Origin of the sequence: Desulfosporosinus paludis, assembly GCF_045689965.1 — a bacterium.
GTDB lineage: Bacteria > Bacillota > Desulfitobacteriia > Desulfitobacteriales > Desulfitobacteriaceae > Desulfosporosinus > Desulfosporosinus paludis.
This window is the reverse complement of record NZ_CP144211.1, coordinates 526,586-552,333: the sequence shown is the minus strand read 5'-3', so window position 1 is coordinate 552,333 and position 25,748 is coordinate 526,586. Positions and strand designations below refer to the sequence as shown.

Here is a 25,748-nt window from a genome sequence, read left to right as displayed (position 1 = left end):
AAGAGGTCTAATATGGAACATTTGTCGTCCAGACATTAAATATATACCTAATGGCAAATGTCGAAAAGAGGGAAATAAATGAAGAAATGGCAGAGATTTAAGTACTTTGCCAATTCTTCTTAGGTATAAAAATATTCTATTATTGGTGTCTAATCGGTAGTAGACTTATTTGCCGAAAGAACATTGAGGGTAGGTGCAGACCGGGCAGTCGAGACAAAGCCCGCCATGCCCCAGTTTGACAATGTCAAGGCGTGACAGCCGCTCTCCTGTAAGTAAGCGGGGAGCGAACAAATCGAAGGCGGTTGTTTTAGAGTACATAACGCATCCGGGTAATCCTAAAATAGGGACATCCCCAAGGTAGGCCAGCAAAAACATGGCACCAGGCAAAACAGGGGCACCGTAAGTGATAAGTTCTGCTCCCATCTCTTTGATGGCCGTTGGGGTGACATCGTCCGGATCGACGGACATCCCTCCACTGACCAAGATCATGTCGGCGCCTTGACTCAAATGATCTTGAATGCAGTTTTGGATCCGGGATACATCATCACTGGCAAACGTTTGCCCCAGAACAACCGATCCCCAGCTTTCAACTTTGGCACGCAGAACAGGGCCAAACTTATCCTGGATCCGTCCATGAAAGACCTCACTACCTGTTGTGACGATTCCAACTTTAAAGGATTTTAGAGGCCGAACTTCCAGAAGCGGGGATGAAAAGGTGCCTGCAATACGTTCCGCTTCGAGGATCATCTTCTCGTCAATCATCAGAGGAACAACACGGGTTCCAGCTACTTTATCACCCTGTTTAACAGGGCGATGATTGTGAAGAGTGGAGAGGATGATATATTCTATACTATTCAAGGCTAAAATGCCCTCTTCTGAGACATAAAGAATACCGTCATGGGCAGCCGTGAGTGTAACTTTTCCCTCTTTAGGTTCGTCAAAAATGAGACCTGATCCCGATGCTGCTTGGGCGAGGCGTTCTGCTGCTTCATTTTCATGAATAAGGCCGGGTGTTTGATCCCAGACGTAAATATGCTCTTTCCCCATACTCAGAAGAACAGGAATATCCTCTTCGCGCACGACATGTCCTTTACGAAACCGGGGGCCCTTGGAAACACCCGGGATAATTTGAGTCATGTCATGGATTAGAATAGCACCTACAGAATCTTGTACTTTGATTTTTTCCATAGCAATAGCCTCCAATGCATTGTGAAAGGCGTGCTTAACACACCTTGGAGTGATTGAAATTGTCAGAGGTTTATAGGCAGACTGAGGGGAAACAGTCTGTCCCTTTAGTATGGTATCGTATCCTTGACATGAGGTCAAGTTATGAGAAATCCTCTTTTGGGGTATAACAAACAGTGAATATTGAGTTATCTGAATTATTGGCATAACTCTTGCATGTTTTATTTGCCGAGCCAAGTAAAGCAACGTCAATCAAACATATACCGAGCGAGAGTTGAAGAAAAAACATTTAAACTTTCAAGGAAAAAGAATGGGAGGATAATTTGTCAGTCGTTTATTTAGATGGTTGAGTGGGGAAATTGCTTTACTGGTGATCTAGAATTTAGTGCACCAAAGTTAGATATCGGGTAACTAGCACAAGTAATAGAAACCTTGGGAGTGATTTCCCAGAGTATGAACTGATTGAAAAGGAGAGAGCAAGCTTGATTAAGAAAAATGTCATCATTAACGGTGTCCCGCAGACCTTAATTGTCGATGGGGAAGTTACTTTAGCAAACGTGCTGCGGGGACAACTGCACATGACCGGAACTAAAGTTGGATGTGGAAAAGCTCAATGTGGTGCCTGTTCTGTCATTGTCGATGGAAAGGTCATCCGTTCTTGTGTCACAAAAATGAAACGGGTTGCCGATGATGCCGTCATTACGACGATTGAAGGAGTAGGCACCAAGGAACACTTACATCCTTTGCAGCTTGCTTGGATGATCCATGGTGCAGCTCAATGTGGATTCTGCAGTCCGGGATTCATTGTTTCAGCTAAACAACTCTTAGAGGAAAACGTCAATCCAACGAGAGAGAATGTTCGGGATTGGTTCCAAAAACACAGAAATGCTTGCCGATGCACAGGGTATAAACCATTAGTTGACGCGGTCATGGATGCTGCGCGGTTGATGCGCGGTGAGGTTACAACTGAAGAGTTATGGTGTAAATTGCCCGCAGATGGCCGAATCTGGGGCACCGAATACATTCGTCCTTCCGCTTTGGCTAAAGTTACCGGTACCTGGGAATTCGGCGCTGATGCAGGGCTTAAAATGCCTTGTGGGACTCTGCAGCTTAAACTTGTTCAGGCTAAGGTTTCTCATGCTAATATTCTTTCCATCGACACCTCCGAGGCTGAAAAAATGCCTGGTGTTTATAAAATAATTACAGCTAAAGACGTCGTAGGCAAAAACCAAATTACGGGTTTGATTACCTTCCCAACCAATAAAGGGGATGGATGGGATCGTCCAATTCTTTGCGATAATAAAGTGTTCCAATTTGGGGATGCTATAGCCATTGTTGCAGCCGATACTGCTGCCCATGCTCAGGCTGCTGTCGATAAAGTCAAAGTGGAGCTCGAATTACTCCCTGAATATATGAGTGCTCCAGCTGCAATGGCCGATGATGCGATTGAAATTCATCCCGGAACTCCAAACGTTTATTTTGAAACGAAGGTAGTCAAGGGCGAAGATACTGTGCCGCTAATGAATGCCGCAGATGTTCTTGTTGAGGACGACTTTTATGTCGGACGTCAACCGCACCTTCCGATTGAGCCAGATGTTGGTTTTGCTTTCTTCGATGAAGAGGGTAAGTTAATCATTCATTCTAAGAGTATAGGGATACATCTCCATCAAGCGATGATTTGTTCAGGAATTGGAGTTGACCCCGACAAACTGATTCTGGTGCAAAACCCAGCCGGCGGAACTTTTGGCTACAAGTTCAGTCCAACCATCGAAGCCTTATTAGGGGTTGCCGCCGTGGCTACAGGTAAACCTGTATACCTGGAGTTTGACTATTATCAGCAAACGACTTATACCGGGAAACGTTCGCCTTTCTTTATAAATCTCAAATTAGGGGCTACGAAAGAGGGAAAATTAAAGGCAATGGAATCTGATTGGTCCGTCGACCATGGTCCCTATTCCGAATTCGGTGACTTGCTCACCATGCGGGGTACCCAGTTCATAGGTGCCGGCTATTCCATCCCCAATATTCGCGGCAACGGACGAACCGTATGTACAAACCATGCTTGGGGTTCTGCTTTCCGTGGCTATGGCTCTCCACAAAGTGAATTCGCGTCCGAAGTTTTGATGGATGAACTTGCTGAAAAACTTGGTATGGACCCGTTTGAACTGCGTTACAAAAATGTCTACAGACCCGGTGATACCACGCCCACCGGCTGTGAACCCGATGTTTATTGCTTGGTTGAGATCATGGATAAACTCAAACCTGCCTACACAAAAGCTCAAGAATGGGCTAAACAGCCGGCATCAGACGCTAACAAAAAACGCGGTGTCGGAATGTCCATCGGTGTCTATGGGTCAGGTCTTGATGGAGCGGACAGTTCTGTGGTCAATGTGGAGCTGACGGCAACTGGGGTTACAGTTTATACTTCGTGGGAAGATCATGGTCAAGGTGCGGATATGGGAACCTTAGCAACTGCTCATGAAGCACTGCGTCCTTTGGGAATTAAACCGGAAAATATCAAACTTGTCATGAATGATATGGCCAGAACCCCCAACAGCGGACCTGCTGGAGGAAGCCGCTCTCAGGTTTTAGTCGGAAATGCCACCCGGGTTGCTTGCGAAATGTTGGTGAAAGGGGTTACTAAAGCGGACGGCTCCTATCGAACGTATGAAGAGATGATGGCCGAAAAGCAGCCCGTCTTCTTCCAAGGTGCTTGGACAGCACCTGCTACGGAATGTAATGTTGAGACCGGACAAGGGAATCCTTTTGCAGTTTATATGTACGGAGCTTTCCTGTCACAAGTTGAAGTCGATATCACGACAGGTAAAACAGACGTTGTCCGATTAACTATGGTAGCAGATGTAGGGAAAATTGCGAATAAACTGGTTGTCGACGGACAACTCTATGGCGGATTGGTTCAAGGTCTTGGTCTAGCCCTGAGTGAAGATTTCGAAGACCTGAAGAAACACACAGATCTAATCGGCTGTGGATTGCCTTTTATCAAAGATGTTCCGGATAATATTGACCTCATTTATGTAGAAACCTATAGACCTCATGGTCCTTTCGGTGCTGCAGGTTCAGGGGAGCTGCCGCTGACGTCGCCTCATGCCTCAATTATTAACGCTATTTACAATGCTTGCGGGGTACGGATTACTCACTTGCCCGCCCGTCCGGAAAAGGTACTTGCTGGACTTAAGGCTAAGAATTAATAACTCAACCTTTTGCGCAGGGAACCTATTATTGGATTAACTAATTCTAGGTTCTCTGCATTTACCCACAAAAACAAAAACATAGGGAGTGGGTGTTGCTGATGGATCAGGCTGAACTAAGACGACAAGAAGATAAGTGTATTCAAGAGAATCCTCCAGCCTGTACAGCAGGTTGTCCTATCCACGTTGATGCTCGGAAATTGATGTTGGCCGTTCAAAAACAAGACTTGCCCAGTGCTTTAAAAGTACTGCAACAAAAACAACCCTTTCCCGGAATTATTAGTCGCATTTGCGATCACCCCTGTGAGGATGTTTGTAAACGCCGAGATGTTGGGGCGCCTCTTGCTATCTCTGCCTTAGAGAAATATTGCGTACAAAATCAAATTGAAAACAAAGCCAAAGTAGGACCGATCCCCCCAAAAAGCCAGAAAGTTGCAGTGATCGGATCAGGACTAAGGGGTCTGACTGCAGCCTATGATTTAGCTAAAAAAGGATATAAAGTTAGTCTGTTGGAGAAGGCAGATCGCCTTGGCGGAAACCTATGGGATTTCCCTGAACACCAATTACCACCGGAGGTGATTGTAGAGGAACTGTCCGTATTGAACCGACTTAACGTTCAAATAGACCTGAACACAGCAATAACCCGTCAGGATTTACCTAGGCTTCAAGAAGAGTTTAATGTTGTGTATCTTGGCTTTGCCAAGCAATCTAACGAGCTAGAGGAACTTTTAGGTGAACAGTGCGAAGTCGACCTCGTCACTTGTGCTGCACCGATTACAGGTATTTTTTGTGGGACACTTTCGGGCAATGATTCCCCAATCAGGTCCGTTGCTGATGGTCGTAAGGCTGCGGTTTCTATCGATCGATTTTTACAAGGCGTTTCCTTAACAGCTTCTCGTGAAGGCGAAGGGTCATACGAGAGCAAATTATTTGTTAATACCAACGGGATTGCGCCGCTGCCGGCGGTACCGATGCGTGACGCACAGGGAGGCTATACTGCCGCTGAAGCCGTTTTGGAGGCAGGCAGATGTTTGAACTGTCAGTGCCTTGAATGTGTGAAGGCCTGTAAATACATTGAGAACTACGGTGGTTATCCTAAAAAGTATCTTCGGCAAATATACAACAATGATACGATCGTCATGGGCATGCGACACGCCAATAAAATGATCAATTCCTGCAACTTGTGTGGGCTATGCGCTGAAGTTTGTCCGCAAGGACTAGACCTTGGGGCAACCTGTAAAGCGAGCAGAGAGAGCATGGTAAGCAAAGGGAAAATGCCCCCCTCAGCCCACGATTTTGCCCTGCGGGATATGGCTTTTAGCAACAGTGAAAAGTTTGCCTTGACCAGACATCAACCCGGCCGGGATTCCAGCAAGTATGTTTTCTTTCCCGGCTGCCAATTAAGCGCCTCCTCACCAGAACAGGTTGAAAAAGTTTACACCTATTTAACGGAAAACTTGTCCGGAGGAGTGGGGCTGATGTTACGCTGCTGCGGCGCTCCGGCTGACTGGGCGGGTGAGCAGGATCTGTTTCGAAGCAATTCGGAAATTTTGGTCCAAGAATGGGAGCGTTTAGGTAAACCGCTGCTTATTGCCGCCTGTTCTACCTGTCATAGTGTGTTCCGTGAAACGTTTCCAGGAGTAATCTCACTCTGGGAACTCATGGATGAGTTGAATCTTCCTGTTCAAAATGTTAAGGCAAGAAAAGGTAAAGTGGCTGTCCAAGACGCTTGTACGACGAGACATGAACCAGTCATCCATAACGCTGTCCGGCACATCTTAACGAAGTTAGGTTATGACATTGAAGAATTGGATTACAGCAGAGAACGAACCAAATGCTGCGGTTACGGCGGACTGATGCCTTTCGTTAATCAAGAATTGGCTGAGAAAGTTATTGAGGATCGAATTAAGGAAACCGAAGAGGATTTTGTAGCCTACTGTGCTATGTGCAGGGATAGGTTTGCTTCAAAAGGTAAACGCACGTTTCATTTGTTAGATTTGATTTTTGAAACTAACCTTAATCAGGCTGCCAGCAGACCCAGTATTGGATTTTCCTATCGGCATGAAAATCGGGCAAAATTAAAACGTAAGTTGTTACACTCGCTCTGGAAAGAAGCTCCGCTGGAAAAGGAGGAAGCCTATATGAGTCTTATCCTTCAATTAGATGAGCGGGTCCAGGTTAACATGGAACGTCGGCATATTCTTATTGAAGATATTCAACAAGTTATTGAATATGCAGAGCGAACAGGCAGAAAGTTTATAAATCCTGACAATGGTCACAGTTTGGCTAATTATCGCCCGCTCAGAGTGACATACTGGGTTGAATACCAACCACAAGGACAAGGGTTTATAGTACACAATGTGTATAGCCATCGGATGGAAATTGTGGAGGGAGCTCATGAATAACATTCCAAAACAGACGGAGAAAACCCTTTGGAAATGCGGCAAATGTGGCGGCGAACTCCAACGAGGTTTGGTAAAAGCATCTTACTTGGGCAATGATTTTGAGGTTGAAGAACTAAAATGTCTTAACTGTGGCTTGGTGCTGATCACAGAGGAACTAGCGTTAGGCAAGATGTTTGAAGTTGAACAAAGCCTAGAGGATAAGTAAAAGGGGAGAAGTAAGATGACGATCGATGCTTTTCGGATGTTTCAATTGGCTGCTCAAGGATTTTGCTGCAGCCAAATCATTTTAATTTTAGGATTGGACGAACAAAGCAAGGAAAACCCCGACCTAATAAAGGCTATGCATGGTTTGTGTGGAGGAATAGGGAGGTCGGGAAAAACCTGCGGCGCTCTGACCGGAGGGGCCTGTTTAATTGGTTTAAACGCCGGAAAGGGAAGCCCCAGCGAATTCGGTCATGCCAAAATCAACCTTATGATCCATGAATTGTTGGAGTGGTTTGAAAGCGTCCATGGCTGCACCGATTGCGATGGGATCATAAACCAATCCTTGGATGAGGGTAATGAGTATCCTGTGCAATGCGGCAATATTGTTTCCGCGACCTTTAGCAAAGTGCAGGAGATTTTGGAGATCTATGCTGGAGACACAGAACTTATGGGCGAGGATTTGAGTCTGTGAATAAGGATGCAGCGCCTGTTTTCAAATTATATGAGAGTGACCTGCTTCGTCAGAGCACAGGGGATACCCTAAGGCCGGGCGGGTTCTGTCTAACGGATCTGGGAGTCAAAAGCTGCAGTTTTCTCCCGGGTGCGAGAGTCTTAGATGTCGGGTGTGGCAGCGGTGCAACGGTAGAACGTTTAGTTTCCCTATACGAACTTCAGGCTATAGGGCTAGATTCTTCAGAACTGCTGCTGGAGAGTGGGAGAAGGAAAAATCCAGGTTTGAACCTGATTCGAGGGCAGGGAGAAGATCTGCCCTTCCCTGAAGAAACCATGGACGGAGTATTCGCTGAGTGCGCTTTGTCTGTCATGGAGGACCTGGATCAAGTCTTAAAAGAAATCTTCAGGGTGCTGAAGCCGGGTGGCTGGTTCGTGATGAACGATGTGTATGCACGAAATCCTGACGGTTTCCAAGGTCTTCAGGAACTGAAGCTGGACTCCTGTATTCGCAGAGCGCTGCCGAAAGAGGCGCTGATCAATAAGCTTAATGAACAGGGATTTAAGATCCATGCTTGGACGGATCATACCAACCTATTGACCCAACTCACCGTTAATCTGATCATGACCCACGGCTCCATGAGTAATTTTTGGCTTAAGACGTCTTCAGGCTCAGATGCAGGCTCAGATGCAAGTTCATGCTCAGGCACATGCTCGGTTGATCCTAGCCTTGTCCAAGCGGCGCTTAAGCGAGCCAAGATGGGATATTTTCAACTGATCACCCAAAAGGATGCTGCTGCAGTTAGAGAGGGATAGCGTATGGAAAGAATGGACAGATGTTTGATGTCCACGACGGAGAAGGATACCGAAAGCTTATGTCCAGAATGTTTGCAGAGAATTCCGGCGCAACGAGAGGTTAACGGAGCAGCGGTTTATCTGGTGAAACATTGCCCTGAACATGGGGAGTATCGGACGCTGCTTTGGCGCGGCAGTCCTCACTGGGATTCCTGGCTCAGGCCTACGATTCCAACTCCCCCCAGGGAATGTTTTACAGAGGTAGAGAAAGGCTGTCCCTTTGATTGCGGTTTATGTAAAGAGCATTACAAGACAACTTGTACAGCCTTGCTGGAGGTTACGCAGCGCTGTAATCTAAACTGCCGGGTTTGCTTTGCCAATGCCGGAACAGAACTTGACGAACCTTCCTTGGCGGTCCTGGAAGGGTGGTACAAAAACGTCCTAGCCGCCAGCGGCCCTGTCAATATCCAGTTGTCCGGCGGCGAGCCAACTCTTAGAAATGACCTGCCGGAGATTGTAGAGATGGGAAGGAAACTCGGTTTTAACTTTATCCAGATTAACACGAATGGCTTGCGCCTGGCTGAAGACTCCAACTTTGTGAGCCGATTGAAAGAGGCTGGCCTTAGCTCTGTGTTCTTGCAATTTGATGGTACGGAGGATGCCATTTATCAGGCAATCAGAGGTCGGAGTCTCCTGGACACTAAGCTCAAAGCGATAGAGAGTTGTGCTCAACAGCAGATTGGAGTGGTGTTGGTCCCGACTTTGATCCCCGGCATTAACACCCACAATATCGGAGGAATCATCAAGTTTGCCTTGGAACATCATCCTGCTGTCCGAGGGGTGCATTTCCAACCGGTCAGCTATTTTGGAAGAATCCCGAAAGAACCGCTGGATCAAGACCGGATCACCCTCCCAGAAGTTATTCAAGCGCTTGAAGAACAGACGGAGGGGCTTATTAAAGCCACGGACCTGAAGCCCCACAATGGACGCTGTTCTTTTAGCGGGAATTTTATGAGACAGCCTGATGGAAGCTTGAGCCCAATTATCAGCAATTCCTGCTGTACAGGGCCAGAACGAGCGGATGAGTTAGCTCGCAAAACACGAACCTTTGTGGCCCGGCAGTGGTCAGGCATAGAACCGTTAACGATCCAACCGCCAAAGGCCAACTCCTGGGATAATCTAATCCAACAGCTCAAAATCAACGCCTTTTCCATCAGCGGCATGGCTTTTCAAGACGTGTGGAATCTCGATCTGGACCGATTAAAAAATTGCTGTATTCATGTCGTTAGCCCGGAGGGTAAGTTAATCCCATTTTGTGCTTATAATCTCACGGATAAGTATGGACACTCTCTTTATCGGAAGGAGAGATAGAGTTTGGGGATTAAAACCACCTCGCTGGAGCCTTGGATAAAGCGTAAAATTTCTGGAGATAGCTCAGGAGAAAACTCAGGTGTTTTGACCAGAAAGCAAATTGAGGACTATCAGTTGGGCAAGCTACAGGAGACCCTTGAATGGGTAAGCAGTAACAGCCGTTTTTATCAACGTTTATACTCAGGCTTGGATTGTAAGATATCAACCCTTCAAGATGTCTCAAAACTGCCTTTTACAACTTCTGAAGATGTAAAAGAAGATCCTCTCGATTTCTTGTGTGTTTCCCAAAATGATATCAACAGGATCGTCACGTTACAGAGTTCCGGCACAACAGGTAAACCTAAACGCCTATTTTTCACTGAGGCGGATCAAGAATTGACCATCGATTTCTTTCATCACGGCATGTTAACCTTGGTAAAGCCCGGAGATAGAGTTTTAATTTTGCTGCCGGGGGAAATACGGGGCAGTGTTGGAGATTTACTGCGCTTAGGTTTAGAAAGAGCGGGTGTAACAGGGATTGTTCACGGCCTGGTTACGAATCCGGAGTTAACCCTAGAACAGATTAAACGAGAGAATATCAATGGTCTAGTCGGCATCCCCACACAAGTGCTGAGTTTAGCAAGGTTTAAAGATTCAAAGGGCAGCTCACCCTCTCTGACTATAAAAAGTGTTTTATTAAGCACCGATTATGTACCCTTAGCGATTGTTAAAGAACTTAAAGAGTTATGGGGATGTCAGGTGTTTAACCACTATGGCATGACTGAGATGGGATTAGGCGGTGGACTTGAATGTGAAGGCTTCTGTGGTTATCACCTTAGAGAGGCTGATCTCTATATTGAAATCATCGATCCCAGTTCAGGCTTGCCTGTCACGGACGGGCAGTTAGGGGAGATAGTTTTGACCACTTTGACCAGATCAGCGATGCCCTTAATTCGCTATCGTACCGGTGATCTGTCCAGGTTTATCTCAGGCCCTTGTGCGTGTCATACGGTATTAAAGCGACTGGAACTGATAAAGTCCAGAGATCGGGTTTATCTGACCCAGACCGCTTACCTATCTATGGCGGACTTTGATGAGGTTTTGTTTGATCTGGACAAAGTCCTCAATTTTGAGGTAACTCTAACAGAGGGTGGTTCAGAAAAAGAAAGCCACTTGCATCTCGCGGTACAGTTAAAGGATTCTGTTTCCTTGGAAACGGAACGCAGAGTGTTGCAGGCTGTTGATAAAATTCCCGTCGTCCTGGCTGCCCGTCAGAATGGCAGTTTGAAGGTGTTTTTAAATTTTGTTTCAAGTCCTGAAATAATATCAAGAAAAGGCCCAGCTAAACGACAGATTAGAGACAAGAGAGGGAGTGTCAAGAGTGTTGGCCGAGCAAGAGGGCAAACAGGGTAAGGGTTCATTAGCTGCAATTATAGTAGCCGCAGGATACTCTTTTCGGATGAAACGTTTTAAGCCACTTTTGCCGCTGAGCGGGAGCACCGTCTTAGAACAAGCCGTACACAGTTTTCTGGATGGAGGGATCAAGGATATTCGGGTTGTGGTTGGACATCGGTCAAACGAATTGTTGCCTATATTAAGGAGACTAGGAGTTCAGATTATCCTGAACGCTAATTTTCCCGAAGGGATGTTTTCCTCGGTAAGTGCTGGAGTTAAAAGTCTCCCTCCCGAAGTAAGGGGTTTTTTTCTCTTGCCCGTCGATAATCCGATCGTTAGCAGTCATACCTTAGAAGCGCTTGCAAACAAGTTCAGTTCTAATGAATTTGGGATTATCTATCCGTCTTATCAGGGTATGCGGGGGCATCCACCTTTAATTTCCAGAAATTATGTAAACAGAGTATTGGACTGGGATAAACCCGGTGGAATGAGATCTTTGCTCGAAGAGCATGAATATGATGCCGCAGATGTTGATGTTATAGACCCGGGCATTTTGCTTGACATGGACACGTTGGAGGACTACCATAAGATGCTGAAGTATTGTGGTGACATCCAACTGCCATCGGAGGAAGAGTGTTATGAGCTTATCAGAAACGCCAATACTCCGTTAAAAGTGATTGATCACTGCAAGCAGGTTGCCCAGCTTAGTTATACAATAGGCAACTCGTTAATTAGGCTTGGCTGTCCAATGAACCTTGACTTAATTAGGACTGCCGCATTGCTGCATGATTTGGCCAAAGGTGAACCACACCATGCCCAGGCAGGAGCGAGAATGCTCCTAAATTATCCAGAAGTAGCGAACATTGTGGCAGAACACATGGATATTTGCCTGAATCCTGACCAGCCCTTATCAGAAAAAGAAATCGTCTATTTGGCAGATAAACTTGTGATAGAAGATCGGATTATTTCACTTCAAGATCGTTTTGCCGTTCCTCTAGAACAGCATAAAAATGATCAAATGGTGATAAGTAATATTAAGCGCCGATTTAACGATGCTGAAAAAATCCAGACCAGAATAGAAGAAATCATTAAAATTCCTTTACATGATCTATGGAAGACTAACTTAGAGGGGTAAGGTTAATGGAAAATGAAGTATTCCTTGGGCTGAAAAAAGCCTATGAACAAAATCTGGAGGTTGCCTTAGTCACTATAACCAGCGCACTTGGGTCAACTCCTCGTAAGCCAGGAGCTAAAATGTTAGTTTTTGCCGACGGTACGATTGTAGGTACCATCGGCGGTGGATGCGGTGAGGCTGAGGCCAGGCGGGAGGCCCTAAACGTTTTATACACACGTGCTTCCAAGATCCATTATTTGAATATGACTGCGGATATTGCTCAGGATGAGGGAATGGTTTGCGGTGGGATCATGGGATTATTCATTGATTACTTGGGTTCTCAACGGTCACGAGAGCACACTCAGCTCTTCAAAGACTATTTATCAGCGTTAGAAGAGGGCCGTAATAACCCCATCTTGTTCACTGTGATTGAAGCGACCGAGGAACGATTGATTGGGAATAAGCTTGTTGTTAAGGATACCGGAGACGTCATAGGGGATCTTGGTTTAGAAAAACTGAATCGAGTTGCCCAGGAGAGTGCCAAAGTAAACGGAAAACGATGCCATCCGTTATTAGTCAGCCTGAATTCTGAGTTTGAACCCTGTGAAACCTCAGTGACAAAAGCTGCTTTTCGTTTAGTGCTGGAACCACCAACAACGATTGTACAATTGTTGATTTTGGGTGCCGGTCATATTGCGCATCCACTTGCCATCATGGCTAAAATAGTTGGCTACGAGGTTACAGTCGTCGATGATCGTCCATCGTTTGCAAATCCTATCCGATTCGGTACTGCGGATAGGGTTATTTGTGATGATTTTGAAAAAGTCTTAGATTCTATTACAATCAATCCACAAACCTTCGTTGTCATTGTCACCAGAGGGCATCGCTATGACAAGGTCTGTTTGCGGAAAGTAATCCAACAACCGGCCGCCTATGTTGGCATGATTGGCAGCCGCAAAAGGGTTAAAGCCTTGAAGGCTGAATTGGAGGAAGAAGGAGTTCCAAGCGATTTATTGCAACGACTTTATTCTCCAATTGGTCTAAAAATCGGGGCAGAAACCCCGGAAGAATTAGCCGTAAGCATCCTCAGTGAGTTGATAAAAGTTCAAAGGGAGATGGATCAGAGCAGTAAAATGAAATGATCCTGAAGTACGATGGATAAACTCATTTATTTAGTTAGACACGGTGATATCGATCTAGGAGGAGACAAACGCTATATCGGTCAATTGGACCTTCCGTTAAGTACTCTTGGAGTGAAGCAGGCTGCCGTTTTAAAAGAAATATTCAGCCGGATATCTTTAGATAAGATTTATAGCAGCGATTTAGGAAGAGCGCAACAAACTGCCAAGATCGTTGCTTCAGCTCATTCAATCATTCCTGCGGCTTGCGCAGAGTTACGGGAATTGAATATGGGCGATTGGGAGGGTAAACTCTTTTCGGAAATTAAAGCTAAGTATCCCGAGAAGTTTAGAGAACGTGGTGAAGATATTGCCAATTACAGTTCACCTAAGGGAGAAAGCTTTGCTGACTGTTACAAACGAGTTATTCCTATCTTTGAACGATTTGTTCAAGCCGATGAAACCACCATTTTAATTGTTGGGCATGCTGGTGTGAACAGAGTCATTTTATGCCACGTGCTGGGGGTAGCCTTGGATAACGTTTTTCGTTTTGAACAAAACTATGGCTGTATAAATTTGATCTCTAAAAAAGATTCTAAATACTGTCTAAATTTTCTTAACCATACAAATAACTGGAGCAGATCTTAAAAGGTTAAATTGTTAATCAACAAGATTAAACAATTTAACCTTTTTGTACTAGCAGAAGGCATAACTTCGTTAAATACTTTCTTAAGTTTTCTTTATATCCCTATCTAAGACATCAGCTCTTAAACTCAACCAAAATACTGTTCCAGAATTAAACGTTTGTTCCGAATAAAGTGTTCCAAACTAGAGCAGAAAAATAAAAATTTTATTAAAAATCTGAATTTATAAAATTAAACCTCAAAAAACTTGAGGAATTATCCTTGCTGAAGGTGATAACCAAATATTCAGATTCTTGGCATGAGTTTTGCAATATAGATAAGACATCTTCAAGTGACAATGAATGTCAGGCGAAAAGTCTCTATTGAGAAACAATTAATGGCAAACGCCAAGGAAATGGGAGGAAAAAAATATGTCAGTCGTTCACCAAGTTTATGGTTATTACATGCCAACAGTAAATCTCATGGGAGCCGGAGCAGCTCAAGAAACAGGAAAACAAGCCAAGTTACTCGGAGGAACAAAAGTGCTGTTGGTGACAGATGCTTACCTCGAGAAAATTGGTATGGCACAAGAAATTGCTGATATTATCAGCAAAGAAGGTCTTGAAGTTGTTATTTATGGTGGTGCTGAGCCAAATCCGACGGATAAGAACGTCCATGATGGCTTTGATATTTACACAAAAGAGGGCTGTAATTTGATCGTTTCCGTCGGCGGAGGATCTTCTCATGACTGTGCAAAAGGAATCGGACTTGTTGCAGGTAATGGCGGAAGAATTAATGACTATGAAGGTGTCGACAAATCTCCCTTACCGATGGCTCCGATGATTGCTATTAATACAACTGCCGGGACGGCTGCGGAAATGACAAGATTCTGCATAATTACCGATGTTACACGGCATATTAAGATGGCCATTGTTGACTGGCATGTAACCCCAAATGTTTCAATTAATGATCCCTTGTTAATGATGAAACAACCGCCTAGTTTAACCGCTGCCACAGGGATGGATGCCCTCACCCATGCCGTAGAGGCGTATGTTTCCACGATTGCTACGCCTGTGACAGATTCTGCTGCTCTAATGGCTTTTAAATTAATCAGTAAGTATCTGCGCCGTGCTGTGGCAAATGGGGATGATTTCGAAGCACGTGAACAAATGGCTTATGCTCAATTATTAGCAGGTATGGCTTTCAATAACGCCAGTTTAGGTTATGTTCATGCCATGGCTCATCAATTAGGCGGATTCTACAATTTACCTCATGGTGTCTGCAATGCTATCCTTCTCCCTCATGTTTCACGCTTCAATATGATTGGCAATGTCGAGCGTTACGGCGAAATTGCTGAAGCCATGGGAGAAAATATCACAGGGCTTTCTGCCAGAGAGGCAGCCGAAAAATGTTTTAGCGCAATCATTACCCTTTCTCAAGATGTCGGAATTCCTACAGGGCTGGCTGCACTGGGTGCCAAAGAAGAAGACTTCGCACTCATGGCCGGCAATGCGAAATTGGATGCCTGTCAATTAACTAATCCGCGAAAGGCAACCCTTGAACAAGTGATTCAGATCTATAAGAACGCCATGTAGTTACCGATATTTCAAAGAACTTGAGACAAACTATGTTGTCCAGACAGGAGAGAGAAACCGTATTAGCTAACGGTTTCTCTTTTGTGAATTTCAAGGAGAAAAAGGATTGTCGAATTGTTGTTATGGACGATGTTCAGAAAGAGATTTTATTTCATATGATAGGGAGTGAATACTTGAGTAATTTGAAGAAAATCAGACATTATCATACCTTATCCTAGAAAAATTATAATCTATTCAGTGATATCACGAATAAGTATAATTTTTTATTGACAACACTGAACTTTGTGCTAAAATTTAACCTGATGGAAATTTGGGAGAACCCATGAAAATGCGGTAGGCTCAGGTTCCTTCATGTTTTTTAGTAGAGAAGGGGGCAAAGATCACAATTGGCAAATTCTCTTGGACGTCATGTGTTGGCTGAAATTTATGGGTGTAGTTTCGACATTTTAAATGATAGGGAAAAAGTCGAAACTTTGATGGTCGACGCAGCCCTGGAGGCAGGTGCTGAGGTGCGTGAGGTAGCGTTTCATAAGTTCAGTCCTCAAGGGGTAAGCGGTGTTGTAGTAATTTCTGAATCACACTTAGCCATTCACACTTGGCCAGAACTTGGATACGCAGCAGTTGACGTCTTTACTTGCGGGGACCGTGTCAATCCCTGGGATGCATGCAACTATTTAACAGATCATTTCAAAGCAGGTCATATGACTGCAACGGAAATTAAACGAGGAATAGTAGAGGATCCTAAGAAAGCGGTAAATATTTAGGAGGGATATTTATTTTACTCCGGACTAAAACGAGTGCGGATAAAGAAATTCTGACTTATGCCATTCAAAAGTTTGACTTTCTGATGGGTACTAGATAGACCTTGTAACTGACGAAGTTGCAGGGTCTATTGTATTTCGAGTTCATGTACATACAATGGGAATAATAATGTCATATTATCACTGTAGAATAAATAAATGGGCAGGACTTTTACTAAATATATAGAATAAGTAATAGGTTAATGTCTGAATGCAAGACAAGGAGCGATAACATGATGCCGCTAGAATTCAGCTTCTTAGAGAAGTTGAACTTAGTACAAGCGCGGTTGCGCGAAGAAATAAATTTTAGAGCCGCTAGATTTGAAGAATTGGTTCATCTGGATATGGATGAACTGGATAAAACAGTTTGCCCAGCGATAGTCTTAGCTGTCAGTCGATCTTGTGCTGATCAAGGTCAAAAATCGGATGCTTTGGCAGCAATTGTCCAGTTAATTTATATGGCCAATCAAGTTCATAAGTTGATGAAAGATAATGATGACCTTGCTGAAGAGCTTCGCCAGTTTCCGGTACTGGTCGGAGATTTATTATATGGTAAGTTTTTCTTGGAACTTTGCCAGGAAAAGCTTTTACCATTTTTAGCCCCCTTAGCTCAAGTTATTGGAACTATGAGTGAAGGGGGAATTTCTCGTTGGATTTCTCGTGACAAGAAACTAAGCAGGGACGAATGGTTAAAAATTATTGAAAAAGAGAGCGCATCCCTGACAGCATTAGCGGCTCGGCTTAGTGCCGAACTGGCAAATGTTTCCCTCCCAATTCAAAGTCAGCTTGAAGCGTTTGGTTTAGAGCTGGGGATGGCCTGGGGAGCTTCAAAACAGTGCCTTGAAAAAAGCGTAGTTCTATCAATTCTCCAGAGAGCGAACGATATTCTCAATGAGATTTCGTCTGGAACTCAACTTCAACTACAACCGCTGCGTGAGGTGTATCATTTTATAGCCATGCAGCTAGCTCCGGACAACTATCTCCATGAGGCTGGATCATAAGGAACGGAGTAGAAAATGAATAAGATTAAAGTTTTTTTGGAAATGATTAAGTTTGAACACACTCTTTTTGCCCTGCCCTTTGCCTATTTAGGAGCGTTTCTAGCGTCAAACGGAATTCCGACAGGTGCGAAATTGTTCTGGATTACCCTAGCAATGGTTGGGGCGAGGACAGCGGCAATGTCCTTAAACCGTTTAATTGACCGCCATATTGATGCTCGTAATCCTAGAACAGCCCAGCGGGCCTTACCAGCTGGTCAGCTTAGAGTAAAAGAAGTCTATCTCTACACTGTGCTTTCGTTTTTATTGTTAGGATACTCGGCTTACAAACTCAATTTTCTAGCATTATGGTTAATGCCAATTGCTGTCTTTTTCTTAGTATTGTACTCCTACACCAAACGGTTTACCTGGGCTTGTCATTTTGTCTTGGGAATCTCATTGGGATTAGCCTCTCCCGGAGCTTGGATTGGAGTGACCGGACATTGGGCCTTGGCACCTATTCTTTTAGGTTTGGGAGTGATTACTTGGGTTGCGGGTTTTGATATCGTTTATGCTTGTCAAGATGTAGAGTTTGACCGAAAAGAGGGGCTGCATTCAATACCGGCCATTTTCGGGGTTCAGAGAGGCCTGGAGATCTCATCCGTTCTGCATATCCTGGCACCCTTGTTTTTTATCTCAGTTGGGGTTGTAATGAGCATGAGTTGGATTTATTACCTAGGAGTTGGGATAGCAATAGTGTTGCTTTTTCGTCAGCATCGTATTGTCTCGGCCAGCGATCTCTCTAAAGTAGGAGTTGCCTTTTTTGATTTAAACGGATATTTAAGTGTTATGCTTTTCGTATTTTCAATTTTAGACCTGATCATTTTACACTAAAAAAAGGAGGGGGACGATCTGGCCTCATTGTTTGCTCAAAGTCAACTGTATGATTTGATTAAAAAGGTGGAAAAGGGTGAACGCTTAGATTTCGAGGACGGCGTTCGCCTAATGAAGAGCCAAGATATCTTGGCTCTTGGATATATGGCCAATCTTAAACGCGAACAAAAGAATGGCAATAAGACATATTTTATTGTCAATCGCCATATCAATCATACCAATGTCTGCACGAATCTCTGCCATTTTTGTGCCTATGGGGTTAAAAAAGAAGATCCCCAGGCCTTTACCTTAACTCTTGATGAGGTCGAAAAGGCGGCTCATGAAGCAGCCCAAGAAGGAGTCTCAGAAATCCATATTGTCGGTGGATTAAATCCTGAGCTTCCTTTTGAATATTATCTGGAGATGCTGCGCAGAGTAAAGCGGATTTTACCTCAAGCTTGTATTCAAGCCTTTACAGCGGTGGAAGTCGATTATTTTACCCAAATTACGGAACTATCTTTGAACGAGGTTTTACAGAAATTAATGGAAGCCGGCCTCGATTCTCTGCCTGGCGGCGGAGCAGAGGTTTTTTCGCCTCGCGTCCGAGCAAAAATCTGTGAGAAGAAAGTTTCAGGAAAGCGCTGGCTGGAAATCCAAGAAACAGCTCATGGCTTAGGCATGCGGACGAATGCTACAATGCTTTATGGTCATATCGAGACTACTGAAGAACGAATTGATCATCTCCTTCAGCTTCGAGATTTACAAGATCGCACCGGAGGTTTTCTAACCTTTATACCACTCCCTTTCTACCCGAAAAATACTCAATTAGAAGGGCATATGGGAGTAGACAGTACTACGGGATTTGAAGATTTGAAAATGTTGGCGGTTTCGAGAATTCTCTTGGATAATTTTGACCATATCAAGTCCTTTTGGATTATGCTGGGCCCTAAATTAGCACAAGTTTCTTTAGCTTTTGGGGTAGATGATCTCGACGGGACAGTTGTGGAAGAGCGGATTATTCACTCGGCGGGAGCTGAGACTAGTCAGGTGATGACTAAACGCGCCCTTATCCAGATGATTCAGAAGGCGGGACGAGATGCGGTGGAAAGGGATACTCTTTATCGTGTCCTGAAAGCCAATTAGAGGAAAGAGTGAGTAGGTATGCATTTAGAGACCCTACATATCATCGAGAAACGTTTAGCCGGAGAACGGTTATCAGTCGCTGATGGAGTCAGACTTTTAGAGGACGCTGATTTGCTTTCTTTGGGGCAGGGAGCTGACCTCATTCGGGAGCAGATGCATCCGGAAAAAGCCGTGACGTTTGTGGTAGACAGAAATATCAACTATACAAATATCTGCTCTTGTCAATGTAAGTTTTGCGCGTATTACTGCAAACCTGGGGATTCTCAAGGATTTATTTTGTCACGGGATGAATTACATGCTAAGATTGAAGAGACAGTGGCGGTTGGAGGAACTCAGCTCTTAATTCAGGGAGGATTACATCCTGATCTGGATCTGGAATACTTCGAAAAGATGCTGCGCGATATTAAAGCTCATTTCAAAATTCATATACATTCGTTTAGTCCTCCTGAGATCTGGGATCTTGCCGAAAAATCAAAGTTAAGCCTCGAGGAAGTCATTGGCCGCCTCAGAGATGCGGGACTGGATTCAATTCCCGGGGAGGAGCTGAGATCCTCGAAGATCGGGTTCGGCATCTCATTAGCCCTAACAAAATAAAATGGCGGCAGTGGATGGATGTAATGACTACTGCCCATAGTCTTGGCATGAAATCCACTGCGACGATGATGTTTGGACATGTCGAGACATTTGAAGAACGAATATTGCATATGATACACGTCCGAGAGGCTCAGGACCGCACAGGCGGATTTACGGCGTTTATACCTTGGAGTTTTGCTCCGACGAATACAGAGCTGGGCGGAGAAGGCAGTACGGGAGTCGAGTATTTGCGAACTCTTGCGGTTGCACGTCTGATGCTGGATAATGTCCCTAATATCCAAGCCTCCTGGGTTACTCAAGGAGCTAAAATGGCCCAAGTGGCCTTGCGTTTTGGAGCTAATGATTTTGGCAGTACTATGCTTGAAGAAAACGTTGTTCGTGCTGCCGGAGTGCAAACTCGTGTTCCTTTACGGGAAATCATTCGTTGCATTGAAGATGCTGGTTATCAAGCAGTTCAACGCAATACGTATTATGAGCAGTTAAAGGTCTACGGGAAGGAAGTGTAGTCGGAATGCGCAGGCGAACGCGTGGGGAAGGCAATATGCCGCTTTTAGAGCACGTTCTTGCTCTTCGTAAGGTACTGGTGATTGCTGCGTATGCCGTAGCAGTCGGAACTGTCATCGGATGGTTCTTCAGTGATCAAGCCTTTGCCTATATGGCTCGTCCAGTGATACAGTTAAAAAATATTACGTTCATTACAACAACTCCTATGGAACCTATGTTAGTTAAGCTGAAAGTTTCCTTATGCATTGGAATCACTTTAGCCCTTCCTATTATACTGTGGCAGATTTGGAGTTTTGTCTTACCTGCTTTAAAGCAGAATGAAAAAAAATACCTCTATATGATTGTTCCGAGCTCTGTTTTCCTATTCCTTTGTGGAGCTGCCCTGTGCTTTTATGTCGTCTTGCCAATGGGAATTAAGTTCTTACTTTATGCTGGCGGCGGCACTGTTCAATCAACACCTTTTGTCACGAAAACATCATACTTGGGTTTTCTTATGACGTTCCTCTTGACCTTTGGTCTCGTTTTCCAACTGCCGATTGTCCTCTTGATATTAATTCGTATTGGAGTGTTATCTCCTAAAACTTTAGCGAAAAAGAGACGTTGGGCTATCTTGATAATCATTATATTAGCAGCTGTCGTTTCTCCTACCCCGGACTTATTTACTCAACTTCTCATGGCCGGCCCCATGTATTTCCTCTTTGAAATCAGCATCTGGCTGGGTTATCTCGTCGCACGAAAGAGAGATAAACAACTGGCAGCTCAGTGAGTATGAAACGGGATGGATCAAGGAATGAATGCTAGCGGATAAGGGGGCAGAAAAATGGGCTTTACGGAAATCCTCCTAATTATGGGTATTGCTTTGATCTTGTTTGGACCTGAAGATTTACCGGAAATCGCTCGAACCATTGGTAAGGTGGTCTATGAAATTCGCAAAGCAACTCAAGATGTAACGAAAGAAATTCAGGGTTCAATAGATATGCCTAGTAATGTATTGAATAAAGCACTGGATTTGACCGAGCATTTACCGGGAGCGAAACCGCCCCAGACACCGAGTGAGACGGAAGATTCCCAAACAAACGAAGAATTATTAACATTTGAGGATGAAAAACCAGCTGATCCGCTGGCGGAACTGCCATCAGATATGGTATCTTATGTAGAAAAGGGTGCGAGCAGGTGAATCGGTTTTGAAACAACTCTGGCTCTTCAATCAGATAAATTCAGATCTTCAACGGGTTGAGAGAGAACTAACCAAATTTGTGGAGACGGACTATCCGATTCTCCAAGATTCTGGTATTCATTTATTGGCTGCCGGTGGTAAACGATTACGTCCGGCTTTTACGCTTTTGGCCGGGAAATTCTATGCTTATTCGACGGAAAAGCTTATACCTGTTGCCATGGCTTTAGAGCTGATTCATATGGCCACGTTGGTGCACGATGATGTCGTTGATGCCTCGACGACAAGAAGAGGAAGACCGACGGTCAAAGCAAACTGGGGAAATATCGTTTCTATTGAAACAGGGGACTATTTGCTGGCAAAATCCTTAATTCTTATCTCGGAAATCGATCATCCTGAGGTTGCACGGATCTTGGCTGAGGTGTGTGTTGAAATGTGCCAAGGCGAAATTCAACAGATTAAAGCATCTTTCGATGTCGAGCAGAATCTTAAGCAGTATTATTTTAGAATAAAGCGAAAAACTGCCTTGTTGATATCCGCATGCTGCAAACTAGGGGCTTTAGTTTCAGAGGCGCCGAGGCGTCAGGTCTGGGCATTGGGTGCTTATGGGCACTCCTTGGGTATGGCCTTTCAGATAGTTGATGACGTGTTAGATATCACTGCTAAGCCTTCCGAGTTTGGGAAACCAATCGGTGGAGACCTGCGTCAAGGGATCATGACCTTGCCGATGATCTTGGCCCTTCAATCCTCGTCAAACGATTCTCCTCTCCAGTCATTGTTGGCCAAAATGGACAAGACTGATGATGAGGTAACTGAGACCATTAACTTAATTAAAGCGACAGGAGCCATCGATCAGTCTATGCAAATCGTCGATGCTTATATTAAAAAGGCTAAGAAACATCTTCAGGATTTGCCTCAGGTTCCTGCACGAAAGGCATTAGAGGACCTAGCGGATTTTATCGCGGTCCGAAAGTTCTAGAATAGTGGACTACCATCTCAAGGTCAATTGGTCTAGTCTTTAATTCTTGATAGGCACTATCCAAAATGAATAAAAGAAGAGGAAAGAGTCCTGTAAATTATTTACAGGACTCTTTTTTGATACAAATCAGATAAATTCGACTCTGATTTGCAGATTACTGCTGTTCATAATACCACATTTTGGGACATATTTAGGTATATTCAAAACGAACAACATGTGATAGAATTGTGTCTAAATAACGATAAAAATGTCATATAAAAATTATTTTTATGTTAACAGATACAATAATGTCGAAATATGTCATAAATTTCACGAACTAATTATCTACTTCGTGCCTTTAAGGTTGTAGGCCCATAAACAAATTACCCATAGAAAGAGACTAAAGTTGTGAGGATGGGGGACAAGCCAAAATGATTTTTAAAAAAATAGGGAGCTGGATAATTCGCTTTATCAGGCGTTTTTTTTCCGGTGGAAAGACGAAGTTGTTCAGCATGGATCGAAAAAAACTGTTGCTTCTATTACTGGGGGGAGTAGTTGGGATTTGCTTGCTAACCGGAGTGGCTCTGAAAGTTACCTCAACTCCGCAATTTTGTAGTAGTTGTCACGAAATGTCACCAGAATATACGACATGGGAAACAAGTTCTCACTCAAAGATTGCCTGTGTCACTTGTCATATTGAACCGGGTGCGGTTAGCTTAGTTACCCATAAAATGAGTTCGCTTCAACAACTATATCTTCACTTAACTGGAAATGTTCCTAATACAATCGTTATGAATGAAGCTATAAAAAATGAGGTTTGTGAACAATGTCATAGCACTATGCGTCAAGTAACCCCCTCAGGGGACATCAAAATTCCTCACGATAAACATCTTGCTCAAGGAATTTCTTGTGTTGCCTGTCATGCCGGAGTAGTTCACGGCTATGTTGCTGAACGGGGCTTAACTCAGAAAAAGGATCAATCGACTTGGACGGAAGCTAAAGCAGAAAAGGTAAGTACTTTTGATGATACAAAATTGGCAATGGAAGTTTGCTTAAACTGTCATGAACAAGTGAATGAGGGCAAAAAGCCCTGGTTAGATAACAATGGTCAGGGGCAAACAGAAAAGCAGAGGGTTGAGGAACAGAATCAAATAAAAGAAATTGCTGCGAATGCGACCGGTAAGCTGTCTGAACCTACTAAGGCAGCAACAACTCCAAATACAAGCGGATTGCATCCGCCGACTACAGATTGTAGTGCTTGTCACTCAGCGATCAAGACTCCTCCCTCACATCAAAGTGATGATTGGAAGACGACCCATGGTATCACTGCTCGTCAGGATGTGACATATTGCGCGTCTTGCCATTCTAGAGAAAAAGAGCGTGCCGCAGTTACTAAAGCTACCAACGTTGCAGATTATGCCCGCAGTAATACGTTCTGTGCAAGCTGCCACGCCAATAGGCCTGCAAGTCACTTACAAAGCCAAGAACAATGGCTCCCGACCCATCCCTTTGTTATACAAGCCAAAGGAACTTCAGATGGCTGTCTAACGTGTCATGATATTAATAAGCCGACACCGCAGCCGAAACCGTCTTCAGACCAGCTTCCCGGACAAGCTCTTCCAAGCCCAAATCCCGTTTACTGTAATGAATGTCATTGGTTTAAAAACAATAAGATTGATACTAAAGCCGTTAAGTAATGTTTCAGTGGATCTGAAACAAAATGAAACGATAAGAAGGCTGTCCAGTGACGATGGTGCCCCCTTGGACACTATCGTCACTGGTAAAGGCTCTACAATGAATGATAACCAGCAAAGATTTGATTCTAAATGAGGTTGCAGTAATTTAAAGTGAATAGCTGCAACTTTAATTGACTCCAGTTTAAGCACTTTAATGCCCTAATACTTTAATAGTTTAATTGTTTAATCTATGATTTTTGCTACTTGATGCGTCCGATTGATGAAAGAGAGCGAGATGCTTAAACGTTGAGATGGCTAAATCATTTTCTTATGTGAAGGTTTCGACAAGAACGTGTGTTAAGGAATGTGCACTGAAAATTTATAAGAGAGGAGGGCTGCTTTTTGTCTTTAAAACGGTTAAGGGTCAATAAAAAATTCTTGTTGGTCCTCCTTCTGATTCTTGTGGGCGTGGCGGCCCTCTTTTGGGAACCTTTCAAAAAACATCGGAAACTTCTTACTGCTCTTCGTGTCATGTCATGAAACCGGAATTTTATACCCTAGAGGCTTCTTCTCACAGTAAGTTGGCATGCGTGGATTGTCATGTTGAGCCGGGAGTCCTGACAAAAGTAAAGTATAAACTCGTGACTATAGAAGAACTGATAGCTTCGCTGACCGGGAACTACGGAATCGCCATAACGTCAACGACCCCAATACCTGATTCAGCTTGCACTCAATGTCATGATATGAATACACGAAAGGTAACACCTTCGGGTGATCTTATTATCCCTCATACAGAACACATGCAGGCAGGAGTGCATTGTGTGGAGTGTCATACTGGGGTTGCTCACGGAAATATTGCAGAGAAACGAGCAACTTTTGTGACGGATTACGGAAAATGGGATGACTCGACTGGGAAAAGCTTTATGTCTGACTTATCAAGTATTCGACCTAATATGGATGTCTGTTTAAACTGCCACAAAGTACGACAAGCCCCTCTTAATTGCAGTGCTTGTCATACAAGCTCGATGAAACCAAGCAACCATGATGACCCTTCCTTTATGAACGGGGGGCATGGAGATTTGGCCAATAAGGATATCTTGAACTGTGATTCATGTCACTCGTATATGAGTAAGACCCCAGTAGAAGTTTCCAAAGGAAATGAGGGTGCGTTCCAAAAGTTTCTTGCCCAGGATAACGGAAAAACAGCGACAATTTCAGCAAGTGACTATGCGAAAGCAAATACGTTTTGTAAGGATTGTCATTCAAAAAAACCTCCAAGCCACACTGAAAATTGGCAAGAAACACATGGCGTTTTGGCAGAACAAAATAAAGACAAGTGTTTCACCTGTCATGACAATACTCCAAGGAGTAATTCTCCTGTAACGAATGTTACTTGTGTTTCCTGCCACCCTTCAATTCACGATAATGTTCCCTGGCAAAAGAGTCATCCCGTTCAATTACCTGAACAACCACAAATATCTGAGTACTGTTATACCTGCCACAGTCAAAGTACCTGCGGTAAATGCCATTCAACAGGTAAAGGAAGCTAGGCTGGCGGCAAGCCGTAGTGAGCAACTGTAACCATGGATGGTTTAGAAGGCTCGAA

21 protein-coding genes and 1 pseudogene are annotated in these 25,748 nt (G+C 44.1%); 21 read left to right on the top strand and 1 reads right to left on the bottom strand.

Annotated elements, in window-relative coordinates; translation table 11 throughout:
* Window positions 1-165: 165 nt before the first annotated feature.
* Window positions 166-1,188 (bottom strand): molybdopterin-binding protein, encoded by a 1,023-nt coding sequence (locus VZF35_RS02810; RefSeq protein ID WP_407310778.1) that lies wholly within the window; start codon window positions 1,186-1,188, stop codon window positions 166-168.
* A gap of 479 nt (window positions 1,189-1,667) precedes the next feature.
* Between VZF35_RS02810 and VZF35_RS02805 the strand changes: the two genes are divergently transcribed.
* From VZF35_RS02805 to VZF35_RS02705, 21 genes and pseudogenes are all read left to right on the top strand, one after another.
* Window positions 1,668-4,394 (top strand): molybdopterin-dependent aldehyde oxidoreductase, encoded by a 2,727-nt coding sequence (locus VZF35_RS02805; protein ID WP_407310776.1) that lies wholly within the window; start codon window positions 1,668-1,670, stop codon window positions 4,392-4,394.
* 59 nt (window positions 4,395-4,453) lie between these two features.
* Complete coding sequence (locus tag VZF35_RS02800) at window positions 4,454-6,799, top strand: pyridine nucleotide-disulfide oxidoreductase/dicluster-binding protein (protein WP_407314418.1); 2,346 nt, start codon at window positions 4,454-4,456, stop codon at window positions 6,797-6,799.
* Window positions 6,792-7,004 carry a DVU_1557 family redox protein gene (locus VZF35_RS02795; protein WP_407310774.1) on the top strand — a complete coding sequence of 71 codons (213 nt, stop codon included), beginning with the start codon at window positions 6,792-6,794 and terminating at the stop codon, window positions 7,002-7,004. The genes VZF35_RS02800 and VZF35_RS02795 overlap by 8 nt, the downstream gene beginning before the upstream one ends.
* A 15-nt stretch (window positions 7,005-7,019) precedes the next feature.
* Window positions 7,020-7,475, top strand: coding sequence for a DVU_1555 family C-GCAxxG-C-C protein (locus tag VZF35_RS02790; RefSeq protein ID WP_407310772.1), 456 nt, complete (start codon window positions 7,020-7,022; stop codon window positions 7,473-7,475).
* Window positions 7,472-8,269, top strand: a complete 798-nt coding sequence (gene trsM, locus VZF35_RS02785) for a DVU_1556 family methyltransferase (RefSeq protein WP_407310770.1) — start codon at window positions 7,472-7,474, stop codon at window positions 8,267-8,269. The genes VZF35_RS02790 and trsM overlap by 4 nt, the downstream gene beginning before the upstream one ends.
* Before the next feature lie 3 nt (window positions 8,270-8,272).
* Complete coding sequence (gene trsS / locus VZF35_RS02780; protein ID WP_407310768.1) at window positions 8,273-9,619, top strand: radical SAM (seleno)protein TrsS; 1,347 nt, start codon at window positions 8,273-8,275, stop codon at window positions 9,617-9,619.
* Window positions 9,620-9,622: 3 nt separating this feature from the next.
* Entirely contained in the window at window positions 9,623-11,011 is a 1,389-nt protein-coding gene (locus VZF35_RS02775) for a DVU_1553 family AMP-dependent CoA ligase (protein WP_407310766.1), read from the top strand.
* Window positions 10,971-12,128: a DVU_1551 family NTP transferase gene (locus VZF35_RS02770; RefSeq protein WP_407310764.1), complete on the top strand. Its 1,158-nt coding sequence runs from the start codon at window positions 10,971-10,973 to the stop codon at window positions 12,126-12,128. The genes VZF35_RS02775 and VZF35_RS02770 overlap by 41 nt, the downstream gene beginning before the upstream one ends.
* Before the next feature lie 5 nt (window positions 12,129-12,133).
* On the top strand, window positions 12,134-13,249 hold the full coding sequence (locus tag VZF35_RS02765; protein ID WP_407310762.1) for an XdhC family protein: 1,116 nt from the start codon (window positions 12,134-12,136) through the stop codon (window positions 13,247-13,249).
* Window positions 13,250-13,261: 12 nt separating this feature from the next.
* The gene (gene cobC / locus VZF35_RS02760) at window positions 13,262-13,873 is read left to right on the top strand and encodes an alpha-ribazole phosphatase (RefSeq protein ID WP_407310760.1); all 612 of its coding nucleotides are present in this window, start codon (window positions 13,262-13,264) and stop codon (window positions 13,871-13,873) included.
* Window positions 13,874-14,279: 406 nt separating this feature from the next.
* Window positions 14,280-15,443, top strand: a complete 1,164-nt coding sequence (locus VZF35_RS02755; RefSeq protein WP_407310758.1) for an iron-containing alcohol dehydrogenase — start codon at window positions 14,280-14,282, stop codon at window positions 15,441-15,443.
* Window positions 15,444-15,829: 386 nt separating this feature from the next.
* Window positions 15,830-16,207 (top strand): adenosylmethionine decarboxylase, encoded by a 378-nt coding sequence (gene speD / locus VZF35_RS02750; protein WP_308898867.1) that lies wholly within the window; start codon window positions 15,830-15,832, stop codon window positions 16,205-16,207.
* Window positions 16,208-16,476: 269 nt separating this feature from the next.
* Window positions 16,477-17,244: a polyprenyl synthetase family protein gene (locus tag VZF35_RS02745; protein WP_407310756.1), complete on the top strand. Its 768-nt coding sequence runs from the start codon at window positions 16,477-16,479 to the stop codon at window positions 17,242-17,244.
* Window positions 17,245-17,259: 15 nt separating this feature from the next.
* Window positions 17,260-18,114 (top strand): UbiA-like polyprenyltransferase, encoded by an 855-nt coding sequence (locus VZF35_RS02740; protein ID WP_407310754.1) that lies wholly within the window; start codon window positions 17,260-17,262, stop codon window positions 18,112-18,114.
* An 18-nt stretch (window positions 18,115-18,132) separates the two neighbouring features.
* The gene (gene mqnE / locus VZF35_RS02735) at window positions 18,133-19,236 is read left to right on the top strand and encodes an aminofutalosine synthase MqnE (RefSeq protein ID WP_407314416.1); all 1,104 of its coding nucleotides are present in this window, start codon (window positions 18,133-18,135) and stop codon (window positions 19,234-19,236) included.
* A gap of 18 nt (window positions 19,237-19,254) precedes the next feature.
* Window positions 19,255-20,336 (top strand): annotated as a pseudogene (gene mqnC / locus VZF35_RS02730) (cyclic dehypoxanthinyl futalosine synthase).
* A gap of 5 nt (window positions 20,337-20,341) precedes the next feature.
* Window positions 20,342-21,100 (top strand): twin-arginine translocase subunit TatC, encoded by a 759-nt coding sequence (tatC, locus tag VZF35_RS02725; protein ID WP_407310752.1) that lies wholly within the window; start codon window positions 20,342-20,344, stop codon window positions 21,098-21,100.
* A gap of 54 nt (window positions 21,101-21,154) precedes the next feature.
* Window positions 21,155-21,511 (top strand): twin-arginine translocase TatA/TatE family subunit, encoded by a 357-nt coding sequence (locus VZF35_RS02720; protein WP_407310750.1) that lies wholly within the window; start codon window positions 21,155-21,157, stop codon window positions 21,509-21,511.
* A gap of 7 nt (window positions 21,512-21,518) precedes the next feature.
* Window positions 21,519-22,487: a polyprenyl synthetase family protein gene (locus VZF35_RS02715; protein ID WP_407310748.1), complete on the top strand. Its 969-nt coding sequence runs from the start codon at window positions 21,519-21,521 to the stop codon at window positions 22,485-22,487.
* 410 nt (window positions 22,488-22,897) lie between these two features.
* Window positions 22,898-24,163 (top strand): cytochrome c3 family protein, encoded by a 1,266-nt coding sequence (locus tag VZF35_RS02710; protein ID WP_407310746.1) that lies wholly within the window; start codon window positions 22,898-22,900, stop codon window positions 24,161-24,163.
* 461 nt (window positions 24,164-24,624) lie between these two features.
* Window positions 24,625-25,692 (top strand): NapC/NirT family cytochrome c, encoded by a 1,068-nt coding sequence (locus tag VZF35_RS02705; protein ID WP_407310744.1) that lies wholly within the window; start codon window positions 24,625-24,627, stop codon window positions 25,690-25,692.
* Window positions 25,693-25,748 lie beyond the last annotated feature (56 nt).

Coding starts and splice junctions, on each gene's coding strand:
- VZF35_RS02810 (WP_407310778.1), bottom strand. CDS start 1,188: ATGGAAAAAATCAAAGTACAAGATTCTGTAGGTGCTATTCTAATCCAT.
- VZF35_RS02795 (WP_407310774.1), top strand. CDS start 6,792: ATGAATAACATTCCAAAACAGACGGAGAAAACCCTTTGGAAATGCGGC.
- VZF35_RS02790 (WP_407310772.1), top strand. CDS start 7,020: ATGACGATCGATGCTTTTCGGATGTTTCAATTGGCTGCTCAAGGATTT.
- trsS (WP_407310768.1), top strand. CDS start 8,273: ATGGAAAGAATGGACAGATGTTTGATGTCCACGACGGAGAAGGATACC.
- VZF35_RS02765 (WP_407310762.1), top strand. CDS start 12,134: ATGGAAAATGAAGTATTCCTTGGGCTGAAAAAAGCCTATGAACAAAAT.
- cobC (WP_407310760.1), top strand. CDS start 13,262: ATGGATAAACTCATTTATTTAGTTAGACACGGTGATATCGATCTAGGA.
- VZF35_RS02755 (WP_407310758.1), top strand. CDS start 14,280: ATGTCAGTCGTTCACCAAGTTTATGGTTATTACATGCCAACAGTAAAT.
- VZF35_RS02745 (WP_407310756.1), top strand. CDS start 16,477: ATGATGCCGCTAGAATTCAGCTTCTTAGAGAAGTTGAACTTAGTACAA.
- VZF35_RS02740 (WP_407310754.1), top strand. CDS start 17,260: ATGAATAAGATTAAAGTTTTTTTGGAAATGATTAAGTTTGAACACACT.
- tatC (WP_407310752.1), top strand. CDS start 20,342: ATGCGCAGGCGAACGCGTGGGGAAGGCAATATGCCGCTTTTAGAGCAC.
- VZF35_RS02720 (WP_407310750.1), top strand. CDS start 21,155: ATGGGCTTTACGGAAATCCTCCTAATTATGGGTATTGCTTTGATCTTG.
- VZF35_RS02710 (WP_407310746.1), top strand. CDS start 22,898: ATGATTTTTAAAAAAATAGGGAGCTGGATAATTCGCTTTATCAGGCGT.